The organism is Streptomyces sp. NBC_00207 (assembly GCF_045160965.1).
GTDB lineage: Bacteria > Actinomycetota > Actinomycetes > Streptomycetales > Streptomycetaceae > Streptomyces.
This window is the reverse complement of sequence record NZ_CP130715.1, coordinates 2,554,538-2,577,885: the sequence shown is the minus strand read 5'-3', so window position 1 is coordinate 2,577,885 and position 23,348 is coordinate 2,554,538. Positions and strand designations below refer to the sequence as shown.

Sequence of the window (23,348 nt, the reverse complement as noted above, 5' to 3'; positions counted from 1 at the left end):
ACCGCGATCATCCGACCGGAGCGACCGGGGAGCCAGGACCGCGGGCCGGGACCAGGAGCCGGGACCAGGGACCGAGGGCTCAGAGGATCACCGCCACGGCGACCAGTGCCAGCGCCAGCGTGCACCCCGCCGCCGCCAGCGCCGCCCGCGGTGAGAGCCCCCGCGGCCGGTCCGCCGCCAGCGCCCGGATCCGCCGGTGCGCCACCCACAGGAACAGCAGCCACACCAGCGCGATCACCGCCGCCCCGGCCACCTCCACCGGCGCTCCGGACCCGCGCAGTGCCTGCCGCAGGGCCAGCACCGCCACCACCGAGGCGGCAAGCGTCGTACGCCGCCACGCGAGCCGGGTCCGCTCGGGCTGCAGCCCGGCGTCGCGGTCGGTGCCCGACCCGCTCACTGCCCCGTCGTCCAGCCCATCAGCACGACCACCACCATCGTCACCGCGACCAGCCCCACGCCCAGGCTCAGCACCACCGGGAACCGCGACAGCGGCAGGTCCTCGCCCCGCCGCATCGCCCGCTCGCACCGCACCCAGTGGTTCACCGCCCGCAGCGCACAGGCCGCACCCACCGCGAGCAGCGCGAAGGCCATCCCGACCCGCACCCCCCAGCGCAGGTCCGGCAGGAACTGGTCGACGGCGAAGCCGCCGCCCACCAGGGCCAGCGCGGTCCGGATCCAGGCCAGGAAGGTCCGTTCGTTGGCCAGCGAGAAGCGGTAGTCGGGGGTCTCGCCCTCGTCCTTCAGCCGCGCGGGTGCGAACCAGAGGCGCACGTCCTTGACGAAGTCGATCACCCGGCCAATCTACTGGCCGGTCTCCCGGAACTCGCGCAGCCGCCGGTGGGCCTCCAGCCCGTCCGGCACCCAGGCCCAGTCCCCGCCCTCGACCCGCCGGTCCAGTTCCTCCGGCGTGAGGTACGTGTGCCAGTCGACCTCCGACACCTGAGGGGCCACCGGCAGCTCGCACCGCACCTCGTGCACGTACGACCACCAGGCCCCGCCCGGGCCCTCGTACAGGAACTTGAACAGCGGCGTGGGCTGCGGCAGCCCCCGTACCCCCAGCTCCTCCTCGGCCTCCCGCAGCGCGGCCTGCGCGTAGGTCTCGCCGGCGCCCAGCACCCCGCCCACGAACATGTCGTAGTGCGAGGGGAAGACGAGCTTCGAGGCGGTGCGCCGGTGGACGAAGATCCGCCCCTCCGCGTCCCTCGCCTGCACGAACACGCAGCGGTGGATCAGCCCCCGGGCGTACACCTCGCCCCGCGGGGCCTGCCCGGTCACCCGGTCGTCCCGGTCCACCACGTCAAGTACTTCATCAGCGGCACTCACACGGTTCATCCAACCACCCCTGTTGACTGGTTACCGCTCCGTAGCCAAGGATCTGCCCCACCACCGACGGAGGACGGGTAGCCGCATGACGTACGACGCAGACGTGATCGTGATCGGAGCCGGGCTCGCGGGCCTCGTGGCCACCGCCGAGCTCGTCGACGCGGGCCGCAAGGTCATCCTGCTCGACCAGGAGCCGGAGCAGTCCATCGGCGGTCAGGCGCACTGGTCGTTCGGCGGCCTGTTCTTCGTGGACTCGCCCGAGCAGCGCCGGATGCGGATCAAGGACAATCACGCCCTCGCCCTCCAGGACTGGCTGGGCACCGCCGGCTTCGACCGCGAGGAGGACGCCTGGCCGCGCCGCTGGGCCGAGGCCTACGTCGACTTCGCGGCCGGCGAGAAGCGCTCCTGGCTGCACGCCCAGGGCGTCCGCTTCTTCCCGGTCGTCGGCTGGGCGGAGCGCGGCGGCTACGACGCCAACGGCCACGGGAACTCCGTCCCCCGCTTCCACATCACCTGGGGCACCGGCCCCGGCCTGGTCGCACCCTTCGAGCGTCGCGTGCGGGCCGGGGTGGCCCGCGGCCTGGTCCGGCTGGGCTTCCGCCACCGGGTCACCGGGCTCTCCGCCACCGCCGGCGCGCTGGACACCGTGACGGGCGAGATCCTGGCGCCCTCCGGCGCCGTACGGGGCACCGCGAGCAGCCGCGAGGTCACCGGGGAGTTCTCCCTGCGGGCCCAGGCCGTGATCGTCACCAGCGGCGGCATCGGCGGCAACCACGACCTCGTGCGCGCCCAGTGGCCCGCCCGGCTCGGCACCCCGCCGCAGCGGATGCTCTCCGGCGTTCCGGCGCACGTGGACGGCCTGATGCTCGGCATCGCGGAGGCCGCCGGCGCCAGCCACATCAACAAGGACCGGATGTGGCACTACACCGAGGGCATCGAGAACTGGAACCCGATCTGGGCCAGGCACGGCATCCGCATCCTGCCCGGCCCGTCCCCGCTGTGGCTGGACGCGACGGGCAAGCGGCTGCCGGTGCCGCTGTTCCCCGGCTTCGACACCCTCGGCACCCTCGACCACATCATGAAGACCGGGCACGACCACACCTGGTTCGTGCTCAACCAGCGGATCATCGGCAAGGAGTTCGCGCTCTCCGGCTCCGAGCAGAACCCGGACCTGACCGGCAAGTCGATCCGTGACGTGATCACCCGCGCCCGCCAGGCCGTACCCGGCCCGGTCAAGGCCTTCATGGACAACGGCGCCGACTTCGTCGTCGAGCGCGACCTGTCCGCCCTGGTCCGCGGGATGAACGCGGTGACCAAGGAGGACCTCCTCGACGAGGCCGCCGTCCGGGGCGAGATCGTGGCCCGCGACCGCGAGATCGCCAACCCCTTCACCAAGGACCTGCAGGTCACGGCCATCCACGGGGCCCGCAGATATCTGGGCGACAAGCTGATCCGCACGGCCGCCCCGCACCGGATCCTGGACCCCGCCGCCGGGCCGCTGATCGCGGTACGGCTCTCGATCCTGACCCGCAAGTCCCTGGGCGGCCTGGAGACCGACCTCTCCTCCCGCGTCCTGACCGGCGCGGGCGAGCCGCTGCCCGGCCTCTACGCGGCGGGGGAGGCGGCCGGGTTCGGCGGCGGCGGCGTCCACGGCTACCGGGCCCTGGAGGGCACGTTCCTCGGCGGCTGCATCTTCTCGGGGCGCGCGGCGGGCCGCGCCGCGGCCCTGGCGACCGGCTGACGGACCCGGCTCCCGCCGCGAGGGCGGGGCCCGGCCGAACCGTTCCGTCAGGCCAGCCGCTCGGTGACCCGGAACCGCTCCGCGATGACGAGGGTGTCGTCGTCGACCGTGAACCCCGGGTCACCGACGGCCGCGCGCACCGGCTCGCTGTGCCAGAAGTCCTCGTGTGCCGTACGCCATTCGGCCACGGACGCGAATCCCTCGCCCTCGTCGAGCGCGTGCGCCAGCCCGACGTCCCCGAGCCGCAGCACCTCCACGGCCGTCACCTCCACCACCGCCACCCCTCGCTCCCCGGAATCGACGAGCAGGGAACGGGCGCCCGGCTCCGGCAGCGGTTCGCCCTGGGCCTCGTAGTCCGCGAGCAGGCCGGTGGTGCTGGTCTTCGCCCCGCTCAGCACCGCCGCGACCAACTGGTCGCGCAGCGGGCCGGGAAACCCCAGCAGGTAGGGAGGAAGATCGTCGTAGGTGGTCATGGGGTCACCCTACGACGCCGCCGCCACGATCCCCCGAACCCGTACAACCATCCCAACTCGTATCGCCATCACTGCAGTTGAAACCCGCCACGCAGTGGACTGGACCTTGACTCGGAGGCGTGCGTACCGCTTTGCTGTGCGTGATCACCGGTGTGCTCACCGGCACGATCCCCCGACCACCAGGCCGAACCGCTCGCGTGCGCCCTGCGCGCGTTTCCGGCCGCCGCCGACCTTCGTCCGCCTGCGTCCTGGAGGGAAACCCGCGGATGTCCCCGCCTCCGCCGCCCCTCGGCCGCGCCCGCAAGCGGGAAGCCCAGCTCTTCGACCCGGCCCTCTGCGACGCCGAACTCGTCGACGTCCGCACCCAGTTCACCCAGGGCCGGTGGGCCAGGGCCCGCTCCCTCCTCGTCGGAACCGGCGACGACTGGGACCGCCGGGCCCACCGCGTCGTCGTCCTCGCCCAGACCCCGGCGGCCACCGCCTGGGCCCGGGAATGGCTGCTCGCCGAGCCGGAGAGCGCCGACGCCGCCACCCTCCTCGCCTGCGCGACCGTCTTCACCGCCCTGCGCCACAAGGGCACCCCGGCCGCCGCCGAGGAGGCCTGCCGCCGGGCCGCCGCCCTGCTCCCCGCCGACCCCACACCCTGGCTCGGACTGCTCCTCCTCACCCGCGCCTTCGGCAGCGAGGAGGAGTTCAGCCGCCACTTCGACCAGGTCCGGGCCCGCCACCGCGAGCACCACCACGCCCACCACCTGATGGTCGCCCGGCTCGCCGAACGCGCCCTCGCCGCCGGCCAGGACCCGCTCCACGAGGTCTACGACTTCGCGGCCTGGGCCGCCGAGGAGTCTCCGGCCGACTCCCCGCTCGCGGTGCTCCCCGTCGTCGCGCACGCCGAGCGCTACCGGGTCCTCGCCGCCACCCACGGCCACACCCCCGAGACGGCGGCCGCCCACTGGGCCGGCCGCCGCGCCCGCCAGGTCCTGCGCTCCGCCTTCGACTGGTGGCTGGAGTGGGAGCGCGACGACCACCCCCGCAACCGGGTCGACCTCAACTTCCTCGCCCACGCCAAACTCTGCGAGGGCCGGCCCGCCGAGGCCGCCGCCCTCTTCCACCGGATCGGCAGCCACGCCACCCGAGCCCCCTGGTCCTATCCGGACCGGGACCCGCAGAAGGCCTTCCTCGCCGCGCGGAGTGTCGCGCTCGGCACCGCCTGACAGCGAAGACGCCGTCCCCGAGAGAACCACGCCCCCCCGAGAGAACCGCGCCGCCCGAGAACCGCACTCCCAGAGCACCACTCCCCGAGAGAACCGCGCTCCCGAAAGGACGCCGCCATGCCGACGGGCAGATCCACCACGCTCCAGGACCCGGAAGAGATACGTACGTACAAGGGCCAGGACCGCGCCCTGCGCGCCGACCGCCTCGGTACCGCCGGCCTGCTCCTGTCCGTACTCGCCGCCAGCGCGCCCCTGATGGTCGTCGCCGGTGTCATGCCCACGACCTTCGGGGTCATGGGCATCGTCGGCCAGCCGCTGCTCTTCGTCATCCTCGGCGCCGTCCTCGCGCTCTTCAGCATCGGCTACGCCGAGATGAGCCGGCACGTCCACAACGCCGGCGCCTTCTACGCGTACATCGCCCGCGGCCTCGGCCCCACCGCCGGCGCTGGTGCCTCCCTCGTCGCCCTCGTCGCGTACAGCGCCATGCAGTGCGGGGTCTACGGCATCCTCGGCTTCGAGATCTCCGGCCTCTTCGCCACCTACCTGGAGATCGAACTCGCCTGGTGGATACCGGCCCTGCTCGCCGTCGCCGTCACCGGAGCGCTCGGCTGGCTCAAGATCGACCTCAACGCCAAGGTCCTCGGGGTCCTCCTCCTCGTCGAGTGCGCCCTCGTCGTCGTCTTCGACATCGCCGCCCTCGCCGAGCCCGGCGCCGAAGGCCTCTCGCTGCACGCCTTCAACCCCGAGACCCTCAGCGGAGCCGGCTTCGGCACCGCGCTCTGCTTCTGCATCGCCGCCTTCGTCGGCTTCGAGCAGTCCCCGGTCTACGCCGAGGAGACCAGCAAGCCGCACATCGTCGTCTCCCGGGTGATGTTCCTCGCGGTTGCCTTCGTCGCCCTCTTCTTCGCCCTCAGCGCCTGGGCCCTCACCGTCGCCACCGGCCCCGCCGAGGTCGTGAAGACCTCCGCCGAAGCCGGCCCCGGCCTGCTCTTCCAGCTCACCGAGAGCCGGCTCGGCACCACCTTCACCGACGTCCTGCACGTCCTCTTCGTGACCGGCATGTTCGCGGCCATGCTCAGCTTCCACAACGTGGTCGCCCGCTACGCCTTCGCCATGGGCCGCGAGGGCCTGCTCCCCGCCGCCTTCGGCCGGACCAACGCCGGCACCGGCGCCCCCGGCACCGGCTCCCTCCTGCAGACCGGCATCGCCGCGCTCGTCGTGATCGCCTTCGCCGTCACCGACGACATGCCCGCCGGCGACCCCACCGCACCCGTCCTGCACCTGTTCACCTGGATGGGCAGCGTCGGCGCCCTCGGCGTGACCCTCCTCATGGCCGCCGCCTCCTTCGCCGTCATCGCCTTCTTCGTCCGCCGCGGCACCGCCGGCGCCCAGGTCTGGCGCCTCGTCGCGGCCGGCGCCGCCGGCCTCGCGCTGCTCGCCATCGCCGCCTACACCGTCAAGGACTTCGGCGTCCTGGTCGGCGCCGAAAAGGTCTCCGCACTGAGCTGGGCCCTGCCCGGCATCATCGGCGCCGCCGTCGTGGGCGGCCTGCTCTACGGAGCGGTGCTGCGCCGCAGCCGCCCCGAGGTGCACGCCCGCATCGGCCTGGGCAACGAGGCCTTCCGCCTCGATCAAGCGGCAACGGCCGATACCGTCGACTGACCTCGCTTTCGAGCCCCTACGAAGCCCCCGACACCCCTTTCCATGGTCGTCGGGGGCTTCGGTGCGCAGGGGGTCGATTTTGGCGGGTGGCGGACCCTCATGGTCTCCTGGGGCGACAAATTCACCGGACCGCGACACAGGGGACACCACCCAGCTCCCCTGCGCCGCGGAACGGACCTGCCGTCCGACCCCCACGAAGGCGAAGTCATACATGAGTGACCTGAGTGACCGCACCTTGACCGAGGCCCCCGCCCCGGCGTCTTCCCGCCATGTCGACGCCGGTGACGAGGGCTACAGCAAGGACCTCAAGTCCCGCCACATCAACATGATCGCGATCGGCGGAGCGATAGGCACCGGGCTGTTCCTCGGCGCCGGCGGCCGCCTCGCCGGTGCGGGCCCCTCCCTCGCGATCGCGTACGCGGTCTGCGGAGTCTTCGCCTTCTTCGTCGTCCGGGCGCTCGGCGAGCTCGTCCTGTACCGCCCCTCCTCCGGAGCCTTCGTCTCCTACGCGCGCGAGTTCATGGGGGAGAAGGGCGCCTACACGGCCGGCTGGCTGTACTTCCTGAACTGGTCCACCACCACCGTGGCCGACATCACGGCCGCCGCGACCTACGCCCACTTCTGGTCGATGTTCACCGACGTCCCCCAGTGGGTCCTCGCGTTCATCGCCCTCGCCGTCGTCCTCACCGCCAACCTGATCTCGGTGAAGTACTTCGGCGAGATGGAGTTCTGGTTCTCGCTGGTCAAGGTCGCCGCCCTGGTGATCTTCCTGATCGTCGGCATCTGGCTCGTCGCCACCAGCCACGAGATCGGCGGCCACACCCCGGGCCTCTCCTCCATCACCGACAACGGCGGCATCTTCCCGTCCGGGATGCTCCCGATGCTCCTGGTGATCCAGGGCGTGGTCTTCGCGTACGCCTCCGTCGAGCTCTGCGGCGTCGCCGCCGGCGAGACCGAGAACCCCGAGCAGATCATGCCGAAGGCGATCAACTCGATCATGTGGCGCGTGGGCCTCTTCTACGTCGGCTCGGTCGTCCTCCTCGCCCTCCTGCTGCCCTACACGGCGTACAGCTCCGACCAGAGCCCCTTCGTCACCGTCTTCGACAAGCTCGGCGTCCCCGGCGCCGCCGGCGTCATGAACCTGGTCGTCCTCACCGCGGCCCTCTCCAGCCTGAACTCCGGCCTCTACTCCACCGGCCGCATCCTGCGCTCGATGGCCATGTCCGGCTCCGCGCCGAAGTTCACCGGCCTCATGAACAAGGGCAAGGTCCCCTACGGCGGCGTCCTCTTCACCGCCGCCTTCGGCGTCGCGGGCGTCGGCCTGAACGCCTGGATGCCGGGCGAGGCCTTCGAGATCGTCCTCAACCTCGCCTCCATCGGCATCCTCGGCACCTGGGGCATGGTCATGCTCTGCTCGCTCTTCTTCTGGCACCGCGCGAAGAGCGGACTGGTCGAGCGTCCGGCGTACCGCCTGCCCTGGGCCCCGTACACCCAGTTCGTGACCCTGGCCTTCCTGCTGACGGTCCTGGTCCTGATGTGGTGCGACGGCGGAGTCGGCCGCACCACGGTCATGTTCGTCCCGCTCATCGGCGCCGCCCTGGTCGGCGGCTGGTTCCTGGTCCGCGGCCGAGTCGCCGAACTCGCCGCCTCCCGCCGCTGACCCCCGCACGGTCCACGAGGCCCCCCGCGCCGGAACTTCCCCTTCCGCGCGGGGGGCCTCGGCGTTCCCCGCCCCGCGCCGGGAGCCGGCGCGGGGCGCGGCAGCCGTCTCCGGACGCACGAAAGGCCGGCCGGGATTTCTCCCGACCGGCCTTTCGCCGTGGTGTCCGAGGGGGGACTTGAACCCCCACGCCCGATAAAGGGCACTAGCACCTCAAGCTAGCGCGTCTGCCATTCCGCCACCCGGACAAGGTGTCTGTCTCGCGTCCCTCGCGGGCCGTTCCGACGTGGAAAACATTACCAAACATTCCGGGGTCCTCGATCACACCCCCTGACGGCCGGGGATCGCCCTTGGGGAGAGCGGCCCGGGGCGGGAGGATGGAGGTGTTCGGTACTGATCAGTGGGAGGAAGCAGCGTGAGCGAGTCGAGCGCGGGCAGGACCGTCTCCGGCGAGGACGAGGTAGTCGACCTCTGCCGGGACCTCATCCGGATCGACACCAGCAACTACGGAGACCACTCGGGCCCCGGGGAGCGCAAGGCGGCGGAGTGGGTCGCCGAGAAGCTCGCCGAGGTCGGGCTGGAGCCGCAGATCTTCGAATCGCACAAGGGGCGCGCCTCGACCGTGGCGCGGATCGAGGGGGAGGACCCCTCGCGGCCGGCGCTGCTGATCCACGGGCACACCGACGTGGTTCCGGCCAATGCCGCGGACTGGACGTACGACCCGTTCGCGGGTGAGATCGCCGACGGCTGCGTGTGGGGCCGCGGCGCCGTCGACATGAAGGACATGGACGCGATGACGCTGGCCGTCGTGCGCGACCGGATGCGCAGCGGGCGCAAGCCCCCGCGCGACATCGTGCTGGCCTTCCTCGCGGACGAAGAGGCGGGCGGCATCTACGGCGCCCGGCACCTCGTCGACAAGCACCCGGGGCTGTTCGAGGGGGTCACCGAGGCGATCGGCGAGGTCGGCGGCTTCTCCTTCACCGTGAACGAGAACCTGCGGCTCTACCTCGTGGAGACCGCCCAGAAGGGCATGCACTGGATGCGGCTCACGGTGGAGGGCACCGCGGGCCACGGCTCCATGACCAACAACGACAACGCCATCACGGAGCTGTGCGAGGCAGTGGGGCGGCTCGGCCGCCACCAGTGGCCGGTACGGGTGACCAAGACCGTGCGGAGTTTCCTGGACGAGCTCTCGGACGCGCTGGGCACCCCGCTGGACCCGGACAACATGGACGAGACCCTCGCCAAGCTCGGCGGCATCGCCAAGATGGTCGGCGCCACGCTGCGCAACTCGGCCGCCCCGACGATGCTCGGCGCCGGCTACAAGGTCAACGTCATCCCCGGCCAGGCGACGGCCCACGTCGACGGCCGCTTCCTTCCGGGCTACGAGGACGAGTTCTTCGCCGACCTGGACCGCATCCTCGGGCCGCGCGTGAAGCGGGAGGACGTGCACGGCGACAAGGCGCTGGAGACCGACTTCGACGGGCGGCTGGTGGAGGCCATGCAGGGCGCCCTGAAGGCCGAGGACCCGATCGCGCGGGCGGTCCCGTACATGCTCTCGGGCGGTACGGACGCCAAGTCCTTCGACGACCTCGGCATCCGCTGCTTCGGCTTCGCGCCGCTGCAGCTTCCGCCGGAGCTGGACTTCGCCGGGATGTTCCACGGCGTGGACGAACGCGTGCCCGTCGACGGACTGAAGTTCGGCGTGCGCGTGCTCGACCGGTTCATCGACAACGCCTGAAATTCGGGTAGGTGTGCGCATTCCACTGAGAAGAGTGAATGCACTCATACGCTCGTAGCCCTGGTGATCCCTCCTCGTTACAGGTGGTGCGGTCCGCGGCTGGGACCGCATTGCCTACTAGGAGGAACAATGATCAAGAAGGTTGTCGCCGCTGCGGCTGCCACTGGTGGCCTGGTTCTCGCGGGTGCGGGCCTGGCTGTCGCCGACGCGGGTGCCCAGGGTGCGGCCATCGGCTCCCCCGGTGTTCTGTCCGGCAACGCCGTCCAGGTCCCGGTCCACATCCCGGTGAACGTCTGCGGGAACTCCGTTTCCATCATCGGCCTGCTGAACCCGGCCTTCGGCAACACCTGCGTCAACGCCTGACGCGTCTGAAGTCTTGGGCCCCGGAGCGCATTCCAGCGCTCCGGGGCCACCGGGCTTTCCGGCCCGGATTCTCATCTTCGGCGTACCAGGCGGGGGAGCCTGGACGGCCGGGCCGCCGAGAGACGGCCGAAACGCACACACCAGGGGACGAGTACAGATGCGACGACCGGCACAGGTCACCAGGAAGACCCTGATCACCATGGCTGCCGCAGGGGGTGTCCTCGCCCTGGGCGGGGGCTACGCACACGCGGACTCCGGCGCCTCGGGGCACGCCGCGAACTCTCCGGGACTGCTGTCCGGAAACAGCGTGCAGGCACCCGTGGACGCACCGGTGAACGCCTGCGGGAACACGGTCACGGTGGTCGGAGGCCTCAACCCGGCCTTCGGGAACCACTGCGCCAACGGGGGCCACGGCAAGCCCGGCAAGCCGAGCAAGCCCGGTCACCCGGGCAACCCCGGACACCCGGGCAACCCCGGACACCCGGGCAACCCCGGACACCCCGGCGACGGCGACGAGCCGTGCGACGACCACCCGGGCAACCCCGGAAATCCGGGCACGCCGGGCGGTGAGAACCCCGGGAACCCGGGCAACCCCGGCACCCCGGGTGGCGAGAACCCCGGCAACCCCGGGAATCCCGGTACGCCGGGCGGCCAGAACCCCGGCAACCCCGGGAATCCCGGCACGCCGGGCGGCCAGAACCCCGGCAACCCGGGCACTCCCGGTACGCCCGGCACGGGCACTCCGGGTACGCCGGCCCACCCCGGCACCGGCTCCGTCACCCCCGTGACCCCGGTCACGCACCCCGGCCCGGGGACCGGCACGCAGACCGGGGGCAGCCCCGGCCAGTCGGCCGCTCTCGCCGCCACCGGCTCCGGTGACGTCCTCACCGCAGGCCTCCCGCTCGCGGGCGGCCTGCTGCTGGCGGGCAGCGTGCTCTACCGGCGCGCCCGCAACGCCGCCTGACGGCTGCTCACGACGCGGGCCCCGCCCCCGGGGCCCGCGTCACCAGGTCGCGCGGACCTGACGGATGATCCGGCGGCGCAGTCGCACACGGCGACTGCCGTCCCGGTACAGACTCAGCCGGTCGAGTTCCCAGTTCCCGTACTCGGCATGATCGGTCAGCAGGCGGGTCGCCTCCTTGCGGGGGACACCGCGGGGCACGTACACGTCGACAAATTCGTATTCCGGCATCGCATCTATTGTGCGGGCAGAGCCCTCGTACGGATAGCGTCTGCTCTATGTCTGATGCCGCTCTGCCCACTGTTGCCGAGGTACGCGCCGCCGCCGAGGCGGTCAAGGCCGCGCTCGACCGTCACCTCGCCGCGGTCGAGCGCAGGACCGGGGACGAGGACCCGGACGTCTACGCCGCGTTCAACGAACTCGCCGCCGCCGCCGAGGAATACGACGAACTCCTCTACGACCGCTACGACGAGGTCACTCCTTTCGAGATCCCCACGCCCGAGGACGGCGTGCCCTACACCGGCCCCGCCGAGCCCGCCGCCTTCAGCGTGCTCATCCGCCGCGACTACGCCGTCGTCGAACCGCCGCGGCTGATCGCCCAGGCCGAGCGGATCGCCGCGCACGACCGGGACGCCGATTTCGTCCAGGACGGCGGCACCGCCGAGGCGCTGGGCGTCCTCTTCGGGGAGTACGAGCCCGACGAGATCGCCTCCCGCTTCAAGGATTTCGGCCTGGAGGAGGGCGACTCCACGCTCTGGATCGCCGCCTCGGAGGAAATGGCGGAACCGGGGGAGTGGCTCGATTCGCCCTTCGGGAACATCGATCCGCAGGACGTCCTGCACCGGTTCGACGTCAGCTCCGTCTTCGACGAGGAGTCCGACGAGTTCGACGAGGGCGAGGACGAGGACGAAGGTGAGGACGAGGGCGAGGACGAGACCGCGAAGCCGGGGCTGACCCCGGCCTGACCCCGGTCCGCATCCCGGCCCGGCCCCCGAGCCGGACTCCGTGGCCCCCACCCCGCGGGGCGGGGGCCACGGCCGGGATCACTCCGCCTGTTCGCCCGCCGTCGCCAGCGCCTTCAGCAGGCCCGTCAGCCGTGTCGTACGCGACTTCGGCAGCACCTCGGCCACCGCGCGCGGCAGCGCCTGGTCGACGCCGTGCACCACCGACAGGTGCCGCTCGGCCCGCCCGAACGCCGTGTAGACCCAGTCCCGCGACAGCGCCTGCGCCGCGTCGCCCGGCAGGACGACGACCACCGCCGGCCAGCGCGTGCCGACGGCCTGATGCGCCGTCACCGCCCAGCCGTGCCGTACCTGGGTCTCCACGAGCTCCTTCGGCACGACGATCCGTACGCCCGCACGGTCCAGGTGCAGCCCCTCGGCGTCGGCCGCCACCACCCGGGCCGCCAGCGCCCGCCCGGCGGACGGGACGTGGACCACCCGGTCGCCGGGGTCGAAGCCCCCGAACCGGCCGGGACCCGGGTTCAGCCGCTCCTTGAGGGCGGTGTTCAGGGCCCGCGTCCCCGCGGAGCCGCCGTGGCCCGGGGTGATCACCTGCACGCTGTCCGCCGGGATCCCGAAGGCGCGCGGCACCGACTCGGCCACCAGCTGCACGGCCCGGTGCACGGCCTCCCCGGCGTCCTGCACCGGGACGATGACGACCTCCTTGCCGGGGGCGTCCACCTGGTTCAGCTCGCCGATCCCGACCCCCGAGACGAGCTCGCCGAGAGGGCCCGGATCCGGGGTGCGGGAGACCACCTGGGGGCACGTACGGGCTGCCAGCACATCGGCGAAGACCCGTCCGGCCCCGGCGGACGCGAGCACTCCGGGGTCCCCGGAGAGCACCAGCCGGGCCCCGTCCGGAACGGACTCCACCAGCGCCGCCGCGGTCTCCACGTCCAGCTGCGGCGCGTCCAGCACCACGAGGAGGTCCAGCGCGAACTGCCCGTCCGCGTCCCGCCCGGGTCCCTCCGCCCCGGACAGCAGCCCCGCCACGGTCACCGACTCCGGGCCGCCGGGCGCGTGCGCGGCCGGGCAGGCCCGCAGCCCCAGCTCCCGGGCCGCCGCGACCAGGGCGAACGCCTCGCCGCGCGCGGCCTCGCCGCCGGTGTGGGCGACCAGGCCGTGGCCCGCGACCGTGCGGATCAGCTCGGCGGCGGACGGGCCCGGCGCGGCCCCGGCGGCCCGCTCCCAGTCCTCGGGCGCGCCGAAGGCGCCGGACGCGAGCCGCGCCAGGCCGTCGGCCAGGCTCTCCTCGGCCATGGCGGCACCCTCAAGGCCCACGAGGAGCCGTACCGGCTGCTCCTCACCCTCCTCCACCGGCGGGCCGAGGGGCTCGTGGAAGACCAGCACCGAGCCGTCCGCGATGGCCTGTTCCAGCGCTCCGGCCGGATCCGGTACGCCGTACTGGGCCAGGGCCTTCTCCAGCACCGGGGCCTCCAGCGCGGTGTGTCCCTTGAGCCCGGCCTGGGCCAGCAGCCAGCCCACCAGGACGGTGGTCCGGCGCTCGTCCCCGGGACCGGCCCCGGAGCCCAGCAGGGACCGTGCGAAGCCGTCCGCCTGGGTCGGGCGCACGGCCGGGACCGACAGCAGCCTCCAGGGGTTCTCGGCGAGCTGCTCGGCGGCGCCGTCGCCGAGCGCCGCCGCGACCTGGCCGGCCAGGGACTCGGGGGCGCCGCCGCGGGCCAGGACGGACCGTACGCCCTCGACGGCGTCGGCGGAGGGTGCCGCCGCGGCCACCGGCGCCGGGGCGGCCGGGCGCGGAGCGGCGGGAGCGGGGGCCGGCCTGCGGGGCGCGGCCGGGGCCTCGTCGAAGTACACGGCGGGGGGCTTCTCCCCGCTCTCCACGGCCCGTACGGCGGCCAGCAGGTCGGCGGCCTTGCCGCTGAGCTTCGCCCCGGCCTCGACGGGCGCCTCCCGCTCGGCCTTGCGCCGGGCGATCCGCTCCCGCTCGACCTTCTGCGCGGCGAGCTCGGCCTGGGCCTCGGTGAGCGCGGGCGCCGCCTGCCCCCCGGCGTCCGCCCCGGCCCCACCATCCCCTTCGGCCCCGGAGGTGGCCTCGGCCTCGGCCCCGTTCTCGGCTCCGGTCTCGGATTCGGCGTCGTCCCCGGCCCCGGAGGCGGGCGCTGCGTCGCCTTCGGCCCCGGCCTCGGCTCCGGTCCCGGCTTCCTCCCCGGGTTCGCCCGGACCGGCCTCGTCGGGCAGGGCGGCAGGGCCGGGCTCGTCGGTGTCCGACGGGGCTTCGCCCGAGTCGGCCTGCGGCCCGGCCGGTTCCTCCGCGGCAGCGGTTTCGGCTTCGGCTTGGCGGTCCGTACTCACAGCGTGCTCCAGTCCTGATCGGGATAGCGGTGCACGGGCGCCGACACATCGTCCAACGCCCGGCAGATCTCCTCCGGAAGACTAAGGGCCTCCACCGACAGCGCCGCCGCGAGCTGCGCCGACGTCCGGGCGCCGACGATCGGCGCGACCACCCCCGGCCGGTCCCGGATCCACGCGAGGGCCACCTCGAGCGGGGTCACGGCCAGCCCCCGGGCCGCCGTCACCACCGCGTCCACGATCCGGCCCGCCGCCTCGTCGAGGTACGGGTCCACGAAGGCGGCCAGGGACTCCGAGGCGCCCCGGGAATCAGCCGGCACGCCGTCCCGGTACTTGCCCGTCAGCACGCCGCGCCCCAGCGGAGAGGAGGGCAGCAGACCGATCCCGAGGTCCAGTGCGGCCGGCAGGACCTCCCGCTCCACACCCCGCTGCAGCAGCGAGTACTCCATCTGGGTCGAGGCGATCCGGGTCCGCACGCCGGGCGCCGCGAGCTGCCAGGTCGCCGCCTTCGCCAGCTGCCAGCCGCAGTAGTTGGAGACCCCGGCGTACCGGGCCCGGCCGCTGCTCACCGCCAGGTCCAGCGCCTGCATCGTCTCCTCCAGCGGGGTGGCCGGATCGAAGGCGTGGACCTGCCAGAGGTCGACGTAGTCGGTGCCCAGCCGGTCCAGCGAGGCGTCCAGCGCGTCGAGCAGGTGCCCGCGCGAGCCGTCGAACCGCCGGTCCGGGTCCGGCACGCTGCCCGCCTTGGTCGCGATCACCAGGTCCCGGCGCGGGACGAGCCCGCCGACCAGCCGCCCGAGGAGGTACTCCGCCTCCCCGCCCCCGTACACGTCGGCCGTGTCCACGAGGGTGCCGCCCGCCTCCCAGAAGGTCTTCACCTGCTCGGCGGCGGCTTCCTCATTGGTGTCGCGGCCCCAGGTGAGGGTGCCGAGGCCGATCCGGGAAACGCGCAGTCCGGTGCGGCCGAGATGCCTCTGCTCCATGAGCGCTGAGACTACTGGGGCGCTGACGCGGAGCACCCTGGCGCGCTACAGTCCCCGCACACCAACGTTACTGATCGGTAAACCGGTAAGGGGACGACACATGCGGCTCGGCATCAATCTCGGTTACTGGGGCGCGGGCATGGACGCCGACAACCTCGCCGTCGCCCAGGAGGCCGACCGCCTGGGCTACGACGTCTGCTGGGCCGCCGAGGCCTACGGCTCCGACGCCCCGACCGTGCTCGCCTGGGTCGCCGCCCAGACCGAGCGCATCGACGTCGGCTCGGCGATCCTGCAGATCCCGGCCCGGCAGCCCGCGATGACCGCCATGACGGCGGCCACCCTCGACTCGCTCACCAAGGGCCGCTTCCGGCTCGGCCTCGGCGTCTCCGGCCCGCAGGTCTCCGAGGGCTGGTACGGCGTCAAGTTCGACAAGCCGCTCGCGCGGACCCGGGAGTACGTGGAGATCGTCCGCAAGGCCATGACCCGCGAGCGCCTCTCCTACGAGGGCGAGCACTGGACCCTGCCGCTGCCGGGCGGCCCGGGCAAGCCCCTCAAGCTGACCGTGCACCCCGAGCGCGAGCACATCCCGCTCTACATCGCCGCCATCGGTCCGAAGAACCTGGAGCAGACCGGCGAGATCGCCGACGGCGCCCTGCTGATCTTCCCGGCCGCCGAGCACCTGGAGGCGACTGCGCTCACCCACATCCGGGCGGGCCGCGAGAAGGCCGGGCTGACCATGGACGGCTTCGACGTCTGCCCGACCGTGCCGCTGGCCCTCGGCGAGGACGTGAACGCGCTCGCCGACATGTTCCGCCCCTACACCGCCCTGTACGTCGGCGGCATGGGCAGCCGGAAGCAGAACTTCTACAACCAGCTGGCCCAGCGCATGGGCTACGAGAAGGAGGCCGCCGAGATCCAGGACAAGTACCTGGCCGGCGACAAGACCGGCGCGGCCGAGGCCGTCCCGCACTCGCTGATCGACTCGACCGCGCTGCTCGGCCCCGTCGGCCGCATCGCGGACGGGATGCGGGCCTACGCGGAGGCCGGGGTCACCACCCTCACGCTCGCCCCGGCCGGATTCACCCTGGACGAGCGGATCGCCGCCCTGCGGGCCGGCACCGAGGCCATGGAGCTCGCCGGACTGGCCTGATACCCGGAGCCAGGTCCGCCGGACGCGGTCCGGCGGGGCCGCCCGCAGCCCGCGGAGCGGTGCGGGGTGGCATCAAAGGAGTCTGCGGCCGTGGTGGGGGCTCGGGGGGTCTTCCCCGCCACGGCCGACACAGCCAACAACGCCCGGGGGCCCCGCAGGGTTACGCGCGGCGGTCCATCCGCTCGTTTCGTTCATTCGGACGAGTAGTGCGACCCATCGGTTGCCGGTCCCCGCGACCGGCGTTTGACTCGGTTCATGCTCTCTGCCCGCAGCCTGTTCCAGGAGATCGTCGACAACGACGAGTCCTTCCAGCTGTTCTGCTCCATCGCCGCCAGCGGGGAGTCCCAGGGCGGTTGGGAGAACGCCCGGATCGCGGCCCTGGTGCCGGACTCCATGCGCGACCTCGCGCCCAAGATCACCCGACACGGGGCGGACGAGGACAAGCACGGGCGGATCTTCAACGCACTGCTGCGCAAGCGCGGCCTGCCGCCGGTCCCCGTCCCGCCCGAGACCGACTACACGATGCTGCTGGAACGCCGCGGCATCGGCCTCGCGCACGACAAGCTGCGCCGCGAGGAGGCGCTGACCGAGGAGGACGTCGTCGTCTACCTCGCGCACAGCCGCGTCACCGAACAGCGCGCCGCCGACCAGATGGACATGCTGGTCAGGCACTTCGGAGAGCACCCCGAGTTCGGCAAGGCCATCCACATGATCAGCAACGACGAGGACAACCACCTCGCCTACTGCCACGAGGAACTGCTGCGCCTGGCCCGCGCGGGCCACGGCCGGACCATCCAGCGGGTGCTCCGCGAGAGCGCGCTCGCCGAGATCGGCGTCTACCGGGACGTCAGCCTCGCCGTCATGGACCACATGGGACGGGTGCTGCACTGGCCCGCCCCGAAGGCGGCCGCGCTCGCCGCCGGCATCCGCGTCATGTACGCGTATGAGCGGTTCAGCGGCTGGCACCGGATGGTGAACCTGCGGATGCCCCGGCACCGCAATGCGCTGGGCGGCGCACCCGTCACCTCCCCCGAGCTCGCGTAGCCGCGCGCGGCCGGCCGCGCGGGACGCCCCGCGGCTACAGCCAGCCCCGGCGCTTGAACATGCGGTGCAGGCCCAGACAGACGCCCACCATGAGCGCCACGACCACCGGATAGCCCCAGACCTGTCTGAGCTCCGGCATGTGGTCGAAGTTCATCCCGTAGATCCCGGCCACCATCGTGGGGACGGCCGCCATCGCCGCCCAGGCCGAGATCTTGCGCATGTCGTCGTTCTGCCGCAGGCCCGTCTGCGCGAGGTGCGCGGACAGCGCGTCCGACAACAGCCGGTCCAGGCCCTCGATGTACTCGCTCGCCTTGGTCAGGTGGTCGGCGACGTCGCGGAAGAAGGGCTGGGCGTGCTCGTGGACGAAGGGCACGTCCCCGAAGGCGAGCCGCTCCATCGGCTGGAGCAGCGGGTTCGTCGCCCGCCGGAACTCCAGCACCTGCCGCTTGAACCCGTAGATCCGGGCGGCGGTGTTCTTGGCGTCCGCGGGGTTCGGGGAGAACACCTCGGCCTCCAGCTCCTCCAGGTCGACCTGGAGCTCGGCCGCCACCTCGATGTAGTGGTCCACCACCGCGTCGGAGACCGCGTACAGCACCGCCGTCGGGCCGTGCCGCAGCACGTCCGGCTCCTGCTCCAGCCGGTGGCGCACGGCGGCCAGCGGGGCCCCCTCGCCGTGCCGGACCGTGACGACGAACGAATCGCCTATGAACACCATCAGCTCGCCCGCGGTCACGGTGTCCGTGCCCTCGTCGTACAGCACCGGCTTGAGGACGACGAACAGCGAATCGTCGTACACCTCCAGCTTCGGCCGCTGATGCGCGGTCAGCGCGTCCTCCACCGCCAGCTTGTGCAGCCCGAACTCGCGGCTGACGTGGTCGAACTCCTTCGCCGTCGGCTCGTACATGCCGATCCAGAGGAAGGCGTCACCGGTCGCCCGCGCCTCGTCGAGGGCGTCCGAGAAGTCCTCGGGTCCCTCGGTACGGCGTCCGTCCCGGTAAATCGCGCAGTCGACAATCACGCCCGGCATTCTTCCCTGCCCGCGGCCCGCCCGCACACCGGCGGCACCGCATACGCTGGCACCCATGGCCACGCTGATCCTCGTACGACACGGGCGGTCCACCGCCAATACCGCAGGGCTGCTCGCCGGATGGACGCCGGGAGTCGGCCTCGACGAGCGCGGCGCCGAGCAGGCCGCCGCCCTGCCCGGAAGGCTGGCGGGCGTGCCGGTCGCCGCCGCCGTCACCAGCCCGCTGCAACGCTGCCGGGAGACCCTCGCACCCCTGCTGGCCGCCAGGCCGGAGCTGGAAGTGCACACCGACGAGCGGATCGGCGAGTGCCACTACGGCGACTGGTCCGGCCGCAAACTCTCCGAGCTCGCCGACGAACCGCTGATGAAGATCGTCCAGCAGCACCCCTCGGCGGCCGCCTTCCCCGGCGGCGAGTCCATGCGCGCCATGCAGGCCCGCGCCGTGGACGCCGTACGGGAGTGGAACGCGCGGGTCGAGGAAGAGCACGGGAGCGACGCCGTCTTCCTGATGTGCTCCCACGGCGACATCATCAAGTCCCTTGTCGCGGACGCCCTCGGGATGCACCTGGACCTCTTCCAGCGCATCCACGTCGACCCCTGCTCGGTGACCGCGATCCGGTACACGCCGACCCGGCCGTTCGTGTTCCGGCTGGGCGACACCGGGGACTTCGGCCCGCTCGTACGGCGTCCGGCCACGCCCGAGCCCGTCGCATCCGACAAAGACGCCGAAGACGCGGGGAACGCCGTCGTGGGAGGCGGCGCGGGCGCGGCGTGATCGGACGGCGCAGTAGGGTGGACGGGCCCACACACGGGCGCAGACCTGCCCTGCCGCCGAGACTTGGAGACTGGACGTGCCCCGTCAGGTGTTCCTCTACGACCCCCCGGACCGCTTCGTGGCCGGCACGGTCGGTCTGCCGGGACGCCGTACGTTCTTCCTGCAGGCCTCCTCCGGCCCCCGCGTCACCAGCGTCTCCCTGGAGAAGACCCAGGTCGCGGCGCTCGCCGAGCGGATGGACGAGCTGCTGGACGAGGTCGTGCGGCGGACCGGCGGCAACGCCCCGGTGCCGGCCGTCGCCCCCGCCGAAGCCGCCGACACGGCACCCCTCGACGTCCCCGTCGAGGAGGAGTTCCGCGTCGGCACCATGGCCCTGGCCTGGGACGGCGAGGAGCAGCGGATGATCGTCGAGGCCCAGGCCCTGGTGGAACTCGACGCCGACTCCGACGAGGACCTCGCCGAGGCGGAGGAGAGACTGCTCCAGGACGAGGAGAACGGCCCGCCGATGCTGCGGGTCCGCCTCACCGGCGCCCAGGCCCGGGCGTTCGCCAAGCGGGCCCTGGACGTGGTCAACGCCGGCCGCCCGCCGTGCCCGCTGTGCAGTCTGCCGCTGGACCCGGAGGGGCACGTGTGCCCGCGCCAGAACGGCTACCGGCGCCAGGCGTGACCGACACGGGGGAGATCGAGGAACTGCTCGCCAAGGGCGAGCTGACCGTCATCGGCCGGATCCGCGAGGCGTCCAACGCCGTCCTGCTGTGCACCGTCACGCACGAGGGCGTCAGCGCCGACTGCGTGTACAAGCCCGTCAAGGGCGAGCGGCCGCTGTGGGACTTCCCCGACGGGAACCTCGCCCAGCGCGAGGTCGCGGCCTACCTGGTCTCCGAGGCCACCGGATGGGGCCTGGTCCCCGCCACCGTGCTGCGCGACGGACCGTACGGCGAGGGCATGGTCCAGCAGTGGATCGAATCCGCGGGACCGGAAGGGGAATCCCCCACCGGCGGGCTCCTCGCACTCGTCGACGGCGAGGAGGCGGGGGACGGCTGGAAGCCCGTCGCCTTCGCCGAGGTGGGGGAGGGCCGCACCGCGCTGCTCGTCCACGCCGACGACCCGAGGCTGCGCCGGCTCTCCGTGCTCGACGCCGTGATCAACAACGGCGACCGCAAGGGCGGCCACCTGCTGCCCGCGCCCGACGGCCGCCTCTACGGCATCGACCACGGCGTGACCTTCCACGCCGAGGACAAGCTGCGCACCCTGCTGTGGGGCTGGGCGGGGGAGCCGCTGACCGACGAGGCGCGCGAGGTGCTGGCCGGGCTGGCCGCCGCACTGGCCGAGGGAGCCCCGCTCGCCACCCGGCTGGCCGAACTGATCACCGCCGTCGAGCTGGCCGCCGTACGGGACCGGGTGGCGCACCTGCTGCGCACCGGAACCCACCCGCAGCCGTCCGGGCAGTGGCCGTCGATCCCCTGGCCGCCGGTCTGAACCGGCCATCCGCCATACGCACAGATCCGGCCAGACCGCAAGAGTGCCGATCAAGACAACAGTGCAGGTCCGGTTCGTTTCCGGAACATCCGTCCGGTTAGGCTCGAGACATGCATGCCTGGCCCGCTTCTGAGGTCCCCGCCCTTCCTGGCAAGGGCCGCGACCTCCAGATCCACGACACCGCGACCCAGGGGACGATCACCCTCGCCCCCGGTCCCGTCGCCCGTATCTACGTCTGCGGCATCACCCCGTACGACGCGACCCACATCGGTCACGCGGCGACCTACAACGCGTTCGACCTCGTGCAGCGCGTGTGGCTCGACACCAAGCGGCAGGTCCATTACGTCCAGAACGTCACGGACGTGGACGACCCGCTCCTGGAGCGGGCGCTGCGCGACGGCCACGACTGGACCGAGCTGGCCGAGCGCGAGACCGCACTCTTCCGCGAGGACATGACCGCCCTGCGGATGCTGCCGCCGCAGCACTACATCGGAGCCGTCGAGGCCATACCCGGCATCGTGCCGCTGGTCGAGCGGCTGCGGGACGCGGGCGCGGCGTACGAGCTCGACGGCGACGTCTACTTCTCGGTCGAGTCCGACGCGCACTTCGGCGGGGTCTCGAACCTCGACGCCGAGGCGATGCGACTGCTCTCGGCGGAGCGGGGCGGCGACCCCGACCGGCCGGGGAAGAAGAACCCGCTGGACCCGATGCTGTGGATGGCCGCGCGTCCGGGCGAGCCGAGCTGGGACGGCGGCTCGCTGGGCCGCGGCCGGCCGGGCTGGCACATCGAGTGCGTCGCCATCGCCCTGGACCACCTGGGCATGGGCTTCGACATCCAGGGCGGCGGCTCCGACCTGGCCTTCCCGCACCACGAGATGGGCGCGTCGCACGCACAGGTCCTGACGGGCGAGTTCCCGATGGCCAAGGCGTACGTGCACGCGGGCATGGTCGCCCTGCACGGCGAGAAGATGTCGAAGTCGAAGGGCAACCTCGTCTTCGTCTCCGCGCTGCGGCGCGCCGGGGTCGACCCCGCGGCCATCCGCCTCGCCCTGCTGTCGCACCACTACCGGGCCGACTGGGAGTGGACCGACGACGTCCTCGCCGAGGCCGTGGCCCGGCTGGAGCGCTGGCGCGCTGCGGTGTCCCGGCCGGACGGCATCGCGGCGGACGCGGTGCTCGAGGAGGTCCGCGAGGCCCTGGCGAACGACCTGGACGCCCCTGCGGCGCTGGCGGCCGTGGACCGCTGGGTGGAGCTCCAGAACGCCACCGACGGCGACGACGAGTCGGCCCCCGGCCTGGTCTCCCGCACGGTGGACGCCCTCCTGGGCGTGGCGCTCTAGGGAACCGGAACCGAAGGAGCGCGCCCCCGGCCTCGTGCCGGGGGCGCGCTTCGCCGTTTCACCCCGTCACTGCATGACGGTGACCGGAGGGTGGCGGGGATCGGCGGGGCACGCGTAGAACTGCAGGGTGTAGCCGCGCCCCACGGTGACCTGCGTGGGGGTCGTGGACGCGCCGTCCGCCTCCTCGGCCGGCCGCCAGCTCTCGGTCTCGGCGTCCCACTCGGCGTGGTCGAAGGTGAGCAACGGCTCGCCGACGGCCGAGCACCGCGCGCAGCGCAACTCCTCCGGGCCGCCGGAATCCCGGAACGTGAAGGGGGCGGCCCACCCGCCGGCCTTCCACCCGGGCGCGACGGACAGGGCTCCCCGGTAGCCGGTGGCCGCGTCCTCCTCCCAGCTGCCGATCCGCCCGGCCAGCCCGGGGTCCAGATCGTGCGCGGCCGGGTACTCGCGGACCCGTTCCGGATGCAGCACGCACGGGACCGGCACCAGCTCGTCCGTGCCCACGTACGCGGGCTCCGGCGCGGCCGCCAGGACCTCCGCCACGTCCCCGGCCCGCCGCCACCGCAGCTGGACGGCCTCCGAGCCGCTCTGGTCCTCGATGTCGATGAACGGGCACCACAGCACCTGGAGCAGGTCCGTGCCCTCGGGGAACGGCAGGTCGGGGACGTCCCGGGCGTACAACTGCGCCACCGGTATCAGCGGATGCGTACCCTCGGGCAGCAGCGACGGATCGTGGCCGGTGTTGATCCGGGAGACCTCGGCGCGCTCCTCGGCCGTCCAGACGTCCCGGGCGCATATCCGCCGGAGCGTTCGCACCTCATCGGGCGTCTTCAGTCCGAAGGGGGCGTCGTGCTCCTGCGAGCACGACGCCCAGGGCTCGCCGGCCGGCCACAGCAGCGGCCCGCCCACCGAGCTCTCGTGCACGGTGGGCGCACCGGGCCGGGGGTGCAGCCGGGTGGCGGTCCTGGACATCCCCGCGAGCTCCGGGAACACCGAAGCCACGTCGAGCGGGCGGGGCGGGGTGGTACGGGTCATGCTTCCCTCTCTCGGAACGGCAACCCGTATCCAAGCAGGGCGTACTGACACCCGGACAGCCCC

Annotated in this window: 23 protein-coding genes and 1 tRNA gene; 14 read left to right on the top strand and 10 right to left on the bottom strand. The window is 72.8% G+C overall.

The features are described from left to right. Positions 1 to 79 precede the first annotated feature (79 nt). The 3 genes from OG472_RS12365 to OG472_RS12355 are packed head-to-tail and all read right to left on the bottom strand — an operon-like array spanning position 80 to position 1,332. Entirely contained in the window at positions 80 to 397 is a 318-nt protein-coding gene (locus tag OG472_RS12365) for a DUF202 domain-containing protein (protein WP_401609109.1), read from the bottom strand. Continuing rightward, complete coding sequence (locus tag OG472_RS12360) at positions 394 to 792, bottom strand: YidH family protein (RefSeq protein WP_383573452.1); 399 nt, start codon at positions 790 to 792, stop codon at positions 394 to 396. The genes OG472_RS12365 and OG472_RS12360 overlap by 4 nt, the downstream gene beginning before the upstream one ends. 9 nt (positions 793 to 801) lie before the next feature. Then, entirely contained in the window at positions 802 to 1,332 is a 531-nt protein-coding gene (locus OG472_RS12355) for an NUDIX hydrolase (protein ID WP_405941413.1), read from the bottom strand. Positions 1,333 to 1,408: 76 nt separating this feature from the next. Here OG472_RS12355 and OG472_RS12350 point away from each other — a divergent pair, with 76 nt between their 5' ends. Beyond that, a complete protein-coding gene (locus OG472_RS12350) occupies positions 1,409 to 3,064 on the top strand; it encodes an FAD-binding dehydrogenase (RefSeq protein ID WP_401609116.1) in 1,656 nt (551 codons plus the stop codon). A 47-nt stretch (positions 3,065 to 3,111) separates the two neighbouring features. Here the strand turns inward: OG472_RS12350 and OG472_RS12345 are convergent, their stop codons facing one another. Further along, positions 3,112 to 3,537 (bottom strand): ASCH domain-containing protein, encoded by a 426-nt coding sequence (locus OG472_RS12345; protein ID WP_405829441.1) that lies wholly within the window; start codon positions 3,535 to 3,537, stop codon positions 3,112 to 3,114. Between the two features lie 266 nt (positions 3,538 to 3,803). Between OG472_RS12345 and OG472_RS12340 the strand changes: the two genes are divergently transcribed. The 3 genes from OG472_RS12340 (at position 3,804) to OG472_RS12330 (ending at position 8,073) form a co-directional block, all read left to right on the top strand. Continuing rightward, complete coding sequence (locus OG472_RS12340; protein WP_405829439.1) at positions 3,804 to 4,751, top strand: hypothetical protein; 948 nt, start codon at positions 3,804 to 3,806, stop codon at positions 4,749 to 4,751. Between the two features lie 117 nt (positions 4,752 to 4,868). Further along, positions 4,869 to 6,413 carry an APC family permease gene (locus OG472_RS12335; RefSeq protein WP_405941412.1) on the top strand — a complete coding sequence of 515 codons (1,545 nt, stop codon included), beginning with the start codon at positions 4,869 to 4,871 and terminating at the stop codon, positions 6,411 to 6,413. A 220-nt stretch (positions 6,414 to 6,633) separates the two neighbouring features. Beyond that, entirely contained in the window at positions 6,634 to 8,073 is a 1,440-nt protein-coding gene (locus OG472_RS12330) for an amino acid permease (RefSeq protein ID WP_405943166.1), read from the top strand. Positions 8,074 to 8,233: 160 nt separating this feature from the next. Here OG472_RS12330 and OG472_RS12325 read toward each other — a convergent pair. Further along, a tRNA-Leu gene (locus tag OG472_RS12325) sits at positions 8,234 to 8,321 on the bottom strand. A gap of 167 nt (positions 8,322 to 8,488) precedes the next feature. Here OG472_RS12325 and OG472_RS12320 point away from each other — a divergent pair. From OG472_RS12320 to OG472_RS12310, 3 genes are all read left to right on the top strand, one after another. Further along, complete coding sequence (locus OG472_RS12320; protein ID WP_405941411.1) at positions 8,489 to 9,814, top strand: M20/M25/M40 family metallo-hydrolase; 1,326 nt, start codon at positions 8,489 to 8,491, stop codon at positions 9,812 to 9,814. 129 nt (positions 9,815 to 9,943) lie between these two features. Further along, on the top strand, positions 9,944 to 10,177 hold the full coding sequence (locus OG472_RS12315) for a chaplin (RefSeq protein ID WP_361770234.1): 234 nt from the start codon (positions 9,944 to 9,946) through the stop codon (positions 10,175 to 10,177). 199 nt (positions 10,178 to 10,376) lie between these two features. Next, positions 10,377 to 11,141, top strand: a complete 765-nt coding sequence (locus OG472_RS12310; protein ID WP_405941410.1) for a chaplin family protein — start codon at positions 10,377 to 10,379, stop codon at positions 11,139 to 11,141. Positions 11,142 to 11,180: 39 nt separating this feature from the next. Here the strand turns inward: OG472_RS12310 and OG472_RS12305 are convergent, their stop codons facing one another. Then, complete coding sequence (locus OG472_RS12305; protein WP_030009118.1) at positions 11,181 to 11,369, bottom strand: DUF5703 family protein; 189 nt, start codon at positions 11,367 to 11,369, stop codon at positions 11,181 to 11,183. 47 nt (positions 11,370 to 11,416) lie between these two features. On the opposite strand from OG472_RS12305, the gene OG472_RS12300 reads away from it, so the two are divergent. Further along, complete coding sequence (locus OG472_RS12300) at positions 11,417 to 12,103, top strand: hypothetical protein (RefSeq protein ID WP_401609129.1); 687 nt, start codon at positions 11,417 to 11,419, stop codon at positions 12,101 to 12,103. 78 nt (positions 12,104 to 12,181) lie between these two features. Here the strand turns inward: OG472_RS12300 and OG472_RS12295 are convergent, their stop codons facing one another. Both OG472_RS12295 and OG472_RS12290 read right to left on the bottom strand, forming a co-directional pair. Beyond that, positions 12,182 to 14,455: a helix-hairpin-helix domain-containing protein gene (locus OG472_RS12295; protein WP_405941409.1), complete on the bottom strand. Its 2,274-nt coding sequence runs from the start codon at positions 14,453 to 14,455 to the stop codon at positions 12,182 to 12,184. After that, on the bottom strand, positions 14,452 to 15,435 hold the full coding sequence (locus OG472_RS12290; RefSeq protein ID WP_405941408.1) for an aldo/keto reductase: 984 nt from the start codon (positions 15,433 to 15,435) through the stop codon (positions 14,452 to 14,454). The genes OG472_RS12295 and OG472_RS12290 overlap by 4 nt, the downstream gene beginning before the upstream one ends. Positions 15,436 to 15,535: 100 nt before the next feature. Between OG472_RS12290 and OG472_RS12285 the strand changes: the two genes are divergently transcribed. Then, a complete protein-coding gene (locus OG472_RS12285) occupies positions 15,536 to 16,585 on the top strand; it encodes an LLM class F420-dependent oxidoreductase (protein WP_401609136.1) in 1,050 nt (349 codons plus the stop codon). 255 nt (positions 16,586 to 16,840) lie between these two features. Next, positions 16,841 to 17,629 (top strand): ferritin-like domain-containing protein, encoded by a 789-nt coding sequence (locus tag OG472_RS12280; protein WP_405829430.1) that lies wholly within the window; start codon positions 16,841 to 16,843, stop codon positions 17,627 to 17,629. A gap of 34 nt (positions 17,630 to 17,663) precedes the next feature. Here the strand turns inward: OG472_RS12280 and OG472_RS12275 are convergent, their stop codons facing one another. Then, a complete protein-coding gene (locus OG472_RS12275; protein WP_405941407.1) occupies positions 17,664 to 18,656 on the bottom strand; it encodes a magnesium and cobalt transport protein CorA in 993 nt (330 codons plus the stop codon). Positions 18,657 to 18,711: 55 nt separating this feature from the next. Here OG472_RS12275 and OG472_RS12270 point away from each other — a divergent pair, with 55 nt between their 5' ends. The 4 genes from OG472_RS12270 to mshC all read left to right on the top strand — a co-directional run bounded on the left by OG472_RS12270 (position 18,712) and on the right by mshC (position 22,250). Next, positions 18,712 to 19,431, top strand: a complete 720-nt coding sequence (locus tag OG472_RS12270) for a histidine phosphatase family protein (RefSeq protein ID WP_401609142.1) — start codon at positions 18,712 to 18,714, stop codon at positions 19,429 to 19,431. Between the two features lie 76 nt (positions 19,432 to 19,507). After that, positions 19,508 to 20,098, top strand: a complete 591-nt coding sequence (locus tag OG472_RS12265) for a DUF3090 domain-containing protein (protein ID WP_030720371.1) — start codon at positions 19,508 to 19,510, stop codon at positions 20,096 to 20,098. Beyond that, positions 20,062 to 20,910, top strand: a complete 849-nt coding sequence (locus tag OG472_RS12260) for an SCO1664 family protein (protein ID WP_405941406.1) — start codon at positions 20,062 to 20,064, stop codon at positions 20,908 to 20,910. The genes OG472_RS12265 and OG472_RS12260 overlap by 37 nt, the downstream gene beginning before the upstream one ends. Before the next feature lie 110 nt (positions 20,911 to 21,020). Then, complete coding sequence (gene mshC, locus OG472_RS12255) at positions 21,021 to 22,250, top strand: cysteine--1-D-myo-inosityl 2-amino-2-deoxy-alpha-D-glucopyranoside ligase (protein ID WP_361770264.1); 1,230 nt, start codon at positions 21,021 to 21,023, stop codon at positions 22,248 to 22,250. Between the two features lie 66 nt (positions 22,251 to 22,316). Here the strand turns inward: mshC and OG472_RS12250 are convergent, their stop codons facing one another. Further along, on the bottom strand, positions 22,317 to 23,285 hold the full coding sequence (locus tag OG472_RS12250) for a hypothetical protein (RefSeq protein WP_405941405.1): 969 nt from the start codon (positions 23,283 to 23,285) through the stop codon (positions 22,317 to 22,319). Between the last annotated feature and the right edge of the window lie 63 nt (positions 23,286 to 23,348).